The sequence below is a fragment of the Acinetobacter sp. V2 genome, from assembly GCF_001188385.1.
In the GTDB taxonomy this organism is placed as follows: domain Bacteria; phylum Pseudomonadota; class Gammaproteobacteria; order Pseudomonadales; family Moraxellaceae; genus Acinetobacter; species Acinetobacter oleivorans.
On record NZ_JZFB01000005.1, the window covers coordinates 262,054 to 267,560 of the forward strand.

Sequence of the window (5,507 nt, forward strand, 5' to 3'; positions counted from 1 at the left end):
CACTGCTGCAATTCAGGCGCACGTAATGCACCGCTAATACGCGCGACCTCTGTCGTTTTATTCATTAAGACAAGTGTCGGAATACTTCTCACATGAAAAGCTTGGCTCAAGCGAGGAGATTCTTCGGTATCAATCTTGGCAAAAATAACGCCTGGATTCTGTTTTGCGACCTGCGCAAAATGTGGAGCCATCATTTTACAGGGTCCGCACCATTCTGCCCATAAGTCTATGAGAATAGGTAAATCACTATTCGTGATGTAGTTACTAAAATTTTGCTCATTTAGTTCAATAGGTGCAAGCGGTAGTAATGGCTGATGACATTGCCCACAGCTTGGTTGCTCAGGAAGTTTTTCTTCCGGAACTCGGTTTTTAGCACCACACGATGCACATACAATAATCATTTACATCACTCCTATATGCTGATGTAAAAATTCTAATTGGGTTATCACTGCTTTTTCAAACCATGAACCGTGATAGATATCAAAATGTTTCATATCCCACTCATGATAACTCACAAAAGGTGCAATATTTGTCGCAGCTTCGCGACTGGACTCAATAGGAATAAGTGAATCTTTTTGGGCTGCAATAAATAAAACCGGAATATTAATCTGACGTACAACCTGAATTGGACGGTATCGCATCAAATTAAAAAAGACACGAGCTGGGACTTCCCCACTCCAATAATAGTCAGGATTTACAATCGATAGATAGCCATAATAACTATCTGCTGTAGGCATAAAGCATAAATTATGTTGATCAACCACAGGCAACCTCTTTGGATTAAGCCCCATTTTTGATCCCATATAATCCTGACTCGATAACTTCAATGCTTGAGGATAACGTTGCAAAGGATAGAGCTTGGCAGTTTCAGCGCCATCTACATAAGGAATTTGTACTAAGATTGCCTGAATATTCTTTAATTCAGAAGCTAGGCTTAGCGCATATCCGCCACTTAAAGAAGTTCCCCACAACACAATCCTTCGGTTATCTACAAGCTTACAGGTCGAAGCATATTGAATAACGGTCTTCCAATCTTCTAATTGGGAATTGATTGAGACCATTTCTCTAGGCTTGCCAGTGCTCCCACCCCAATATCGATAATCAAACAAAATAACAGCATAACCTGCTTGAGCGAACCGCTGAGCGTATTGAATTAGTTTAAATTGACGCAACGCAGCAAAACCATGGGCCATAATAATTACGGCAGATTTCTTATTTGTTTTAGGAATATAAAAATCAGCTGCGATCGTTTCCTGACCACATGGAACATATAAAGGCTCAACCGTATAAGCGTGCATATGTGCTCCGTTGAAATAGAATATGAATAACCAATTTTAAAATAGCGCGATGATCGTTTTTAAAATTTATAACTTAGCTATAAGACATAACTTTCTCAGTCAGAACAACACAAGAGTGTCTTGTATCTCAGGTTAAGCTTAATGCTATGATACAGCATAAGAGGTTTTGTTAAATTTTGGAGTGACGAAATGTCAGATAATGTTGGTTTCGCAGGTCAAATTGGCCCAGAACATGTTGGCCAAGTTGTAGAAAAAGGATTTAAATCGATTATCAATAATCGACCAGATATGGAAGGCGGCCCAGAACAGCCTACAAGTGCTCAAATTGAAGAAGCAGCACGCCAAGTAGGTCTAGACTATGTTTATCAACCTGTTGTAGCTGGACAAATTACGGAACTCGATGTACGTACTTTTGCTAATCATTACAATGAGTTGCCAAAACCTGTACTTATGTTTTGCCGCACAGGAAACCGTTCAAATAATCTATATCAATTAGCAAAACAAATGGATTTATTAGACGACTAATTTTAAGAAATTAATATTCCATAAAACCCTATTTCTTCCTTAAAGTAGGGTTTTTTGATAACTTATTTTGCATATCTCTGCACGAATTCAACAGAACTAAAAATAATATTGATCTAAAGTATTTAAATCTTTTTTGAATCATTTATTAATTTTTATGAATAAATTTATATTCGCTCTTTTAAGCTGTTTAATTCTTACAGCATGCTCCTCAATGCAAGTAAAACCTACGGTTGGAGTAACTATGGGTACAAGAATTTAATTAGCTAACTGCTCATAAATATAATGAGCAACCTCATGAAATATATGTTATTTTATAAATCTAAAAAATTATTTTAAATAACTTATCATTTTAATTGGGGATAATGATGAAACTTACTCATGGGGTATGTGGGATTACTTTGGCTGCTTTTTTGACAGCTTGTGGTGGAGGTGGCGGTGATGGCTACTATAACCAAAATTCAAGTTCTGGCTCTACAACAACACCAACCACACCTTCAACAGATCAAGAAATGGCTACTTCTGTTTTAAATAGTGTAAAGCAAGAAGGAAAATATTTGTTTGGCGCCTATGATCTTAACGATGAAAAGTTATCAAAAGGTTACATTGATCACGCACTAGACACCTTCGCTCAAGGCCCACTCAAGTTAACTTTAGATATTCGCAAAGTAGATCTTACCAAGTACTCCGACCACTATCGTGATAAATGCTTTATTAAAAGTACTACAGACTACCGCGCCTGCTATGTATTTAAAGGTGAAGAAATTAAAAGTTTACTCACTGGATATAGTGACTGGGACTTTGATATTACGGCAGATGATTTAAAAAATATTAAACTGGCGAATGACAATACATCGCCAAATTTAGAGGATTATCAATCAAATACCAGAATTTATATTTTTCAAAATGAAAATAATGATAAGAACTTCCAAGATGTAACAATTACTGGAGCCTTTGCCTATCCATTCCAACAGTCATGGGGACTTGAACAAACTAAGCAAAAAAGATTCGTATTAATTAATTCAACAACAAGTGATTATAAAATCACTACATCGACTATTGTTCAAGATCCAGATACAGCTCAATCGACTGAAAAAGAAGTTACTACTGGTGCAATGAGTGTATATAAAGATAATACATCAACTGATGGTGACCTTTACGTAGTTCAGAGTGGTTCTGGTTTTAACGTACTTATTAATGATAACCCAAATGTTCCTTTTGCAGAGCCAATTTCATTTATTGTGAATTCTACCCCAGGCAATACGAACAATGCGACATATCAAGTGAAACTCAGTGGTAGCCAAGTATTGAGTTTACCAAGTATTACTGGCATTGAAGGAAGTCGCGTTGAGAATCAATCTCCAACAACGAATGCACAAAAATTTAATGGCAGTATTTATTTAGAAGGACCAAATATTTTCACTTTTAAACAGTCTCCGAATGGAACTACATTAAACTTTAAGCATGTCATTAATGGTATCAGCATTGAAGGTCAGTCTATTAATCAAAATGGGACTGTTTCAACCACTTTAAAAACACCTTTTATGCAAAAATTTACATTTTAAAGCTAAATAATTAGAATCAAACCCTCTGTTCAAGAGGGTTTTTCTATATATTCTAAATATCTATTAAAATAGCTTAATGACAATGTTCGATATTATTATCATTGGCGCAGGTACTGCTGGTATTAGCGCATATAAAGAAGCAGTTAAACATACCAATAATATTTTAATTATAAATGATGGACCATGGGATACCACTTGTGCTCGTGTAGGTTGCATGCCAAGTAAAGTCCTCATCTCTACAGCAAACCGCATGTTTAACATTCAAAATGCTCAAGAGGTTGCTTTGGATGTATCTGCAAAAATTAATACAGATCAAGTGATGCAGCATGTACAAACTTTACGTGATCGTTTTACACAAGCAACATTAAAAGATGTAGAACAATGGCCTGCAGAACATAAAATTTCTGGTAAAGCACATTTTATTGATTCACAAACTGTAGAAGTTAATGGGCAACAGTACCAATCAAAAAGTTTTATTCTCGCTGTCGGTTCAACTCCTAATTATGATCAAACCTGGAAGAAAGAACTTGGTAATCGGCTTATAACAACAGATCAAATATTTGAGTTAAAAACGCTACCTAAATCTATCGCTGTCATTGGTAGTGGCGTAATTGCCCTTGAGATTGCTCAAGCAATGCATCGTTTAGGTGTAGAAACTACAATCTTTGCTCGTAGTAAACGAATTGGAGTACTTACTAGTTCTAGGCTTCAACAACTTGCACAAATAGAGCTAGGCAAAGAGTTAAAAATTCTATTCGAAACTCTACCAAGTGAAGTTAAATGCAGTGAAGAAAACGCTTTATTAACTTACCAACTTGATGAAACAGAGAAAACTCTCAAAGTTGAATATGTTTTAGTAGCAACAGGCCGTACAAGTTTAATTGATACTTTAAAACTAGAAAATATTGATAATTCTTTTAAAGATATTAAGTTATTACCTATAAATGCAAAAACCAAGCAGTTAGATACATATCCAATTTTTATTGTGGGTGATGCATATACCTCAACACCACTGCAACATGAGGCAGCACATGAAGGGAAAAAGGTTGTATATAACTGTTTGAATTATCCACAGGTTAATTCAGTTAAGACGCTTACTCCATTAGGAATTGTATTTAGTCATCCAGAAATGGCGATCGTCGGGCAAAGTTATAAGCAATTAAAAGATAACGGTATAGACTTTATTACAGGTGAAGCCTCTTATGAACGGCAAGGAAGAGCTATAGTTCTTGGGAAAAACCGAGGTGCGATTGAGGTTTATATAGAGAGAGAAAGCCAAAAACTTCTTGGTGCTGAATTATTTACAGAAGCAACAGAACATATGGCTCATTTATTAAGCTGGATAATAGGTGAAGAATTGACTTTAAATGATATTCTAGAGAAGCCTTTCTATCACCCTACTCTAGAAGAAGGTCTTCGCACTGCTTTAAAACATGCTCGCAGACAGTTGAAATAATCAATTTAGAAGAGCTCTCTTAATAAAATCTGGCTCTTCTATACATTAAATCGTTTTTCATTAATTCATTTGATGGGAAATAACCGCAACTAATGAAGCATTCTTTTCAGATGAACTAGTATATACCCATGTTTCTAAAGCCTTACCATCTTTAGAAATAATATAATTTGTTGTAGTTAAATTTTTATCTTTAGACATTTCTTTTTTATAAGTTAAGCCCGTAGATTTTGGAGGTAACCAACTTTCTAAATTCTTTTGTATTTCAGTTGGATTTCCTTTATTTATAAATAATGAACATACACCATTATTGAGTTGAGTAATAACAAACTTTCCTTCTGAAGAGTTTATCATCCAAGCCTGCCCACCATAATTCTTTAAAAACTGTGCAGCATACTCATTAGGCATTTGAATAAAACCCATATTTTTTGCTTGATTATGTATTATTTCTGGATTTCCTCTCGAACTAACACAAATATTCAAAAAAGCTTTTGTGCTGAATAAACTTTCTACAGCTTCATTAGCATAGACAAGTTTACTACCAAATATTATAGCTAGCATAAAGACAAATATTTTTAATCGGATAAATTTCATTGTCTAATAGTCTCTTTATCATTTTAAATTATTTGGTTTATATCATAACTCATTCAAAAATTAATAGATTGATTT

General features: G+C 34.8%; 7 protein-coding genes. 4 read left to right on the top strand and 3 right to left on the bottom strand.

Translation table 11 applies throughout. The features are described 5' to 3' along the window. Together trxA and UC75_RS15850 are read right to left on the bottom strand one after the other, a co-directional pair. Window positions 1-401, bottom strand: a 401-nt coding sequence (gene trxA, locus UC75_RS15845; protein WP_049838146.1) for a thioredoxin, incomplete at its 3' end; no start/stop codon positions are given. Next, on the bottom strand, window positions 402-1,298 hold the full coding sequence (locus UC75_RS15850; protein ID WP_005309502.1) for an alpha/beta hydrolase: 897 nt from the start codon (window positions 1,296-1,298) through the stop codon (window positions 402-404). 189 nt (window positions 1,299-1,487) lie between these two features. Here UC75_RS15850 and UC75_RS15855 point away from each other — a divergent pair, with 189 nt between their 5' ends. The 4 genes from UC75_RS15855 (at window position 1,488) to UC75_RS15865 (ending at window position 4,841) form a co-directional block, all read left to right on the top strand. Next, entirely contained in the window at window positions 1,488-1,823 is a 336-nt protein-coding gene (locus tag UC75_RS15855) for a TIGR01244 family sulfur transferase (protein ID WP_002116083.1), read from the top strand. A 154-nt stretch (window positions 1,824-1,977) separates the two neighbouring features. Beyond that, on the top strand, window positions 1,978-2,082 hold the full coding sequence (locus tag UC75_RS22580; RefSeq protein WP_371864353.1) for a lipoprotein: 105 nt from the start codon (window positions 1,978-1,980) through the stop codon (window positions 2,080-2,082). A gap of 106 nt (window positions 2,083-2,188) precedes the next feature. Next, the gene (locus tag UC75_RS15860) at window positions 2,189-3,385 is read left to right on the top strand and encodes a hypothetical protein (protein WP_049838139.1); all 1,197 of its coding nucleotides are present in this window, start codon (window positions 2,189-2,191) and stop codon (window positions 3,383-3,385) included. A gap of 82 nt (window positions 3,386-3,467) precedes the next feature. Then, window positions 3,468-4,841, top strand: coding sequence for a dihydrolipoyl dehydrogenase (locus UC75_RS15865; protein WP_049838140.1), 1,374 nt, complete (start codon window positions 3,468-3,470; stop codon window positions 4,839-4,841). 60 nt (window positions 4,842-4,901) lie between these two features. Here UC75_RS15865 and UC75_RS22585 read toward each other — a convergent pair whose 3' ends face one another. Beyond that, window positions 4,902-5,432: an NMCC_0638 family (lipo)protein gene (locus UC75_RS22585; protein WP_049838141.1), complete on the bottom strand. Its 531-nt coding sequence runs from the start codon at window positions 5,430-5,432 to the stop codon at window positions 4,902-4,904. Window positions 5,433-5,507: the final 75 nt, after the last annotated feature.

What these genes read in the sequence shown, in the direction of transcription:
- UC75_RS15850 (WP_005309502.1), bottom strand. Translation starts at nt 1,298, where the DNA reads ATGCACGCTTATACGGTTGAGCCTTTATATGTTCCATGTGGTCAGGAA.
- UC75_RS15855 (WP_002116083.1), top strand. Translation starts at nt 1,488, where the DNA reads ATGTCAGATAATGTTGGTTTCGCAGGTCAAATTGGCCCAGAACATGTT.
- UC75_RS22580 (WP_371864353.1), top strand. Translation starts at nt 1,978, where the DNA reads ATGAATAAATTTATATTCGCTCTTTTAAGCTGTTTAATTCTTACAGCA.
- UC75_RS15860 (WP_049838139.1), top strand. Translation starts at nt 2,189, where the DNA reads ATGAAACTTACTCATGGGGTATGTGGGATTACTTTGGCTGCTTTTTTG.
- UC75_RS15865 (WP_049838140.1), top strand. Translation starts at nt 3,468, where the DNA reads ATGTTCGATATTATTATCATTGGCGCAGGTACTGCTGGTATTAGCGCA.
- UC75_RS22585 (WP_049838141.1), bottom strand. Translation starts at nt 5,432, where the DNA reads ATGAAATTTATCCGATTAAAAATATTTGTCTTTATGCTAGCTATAATA.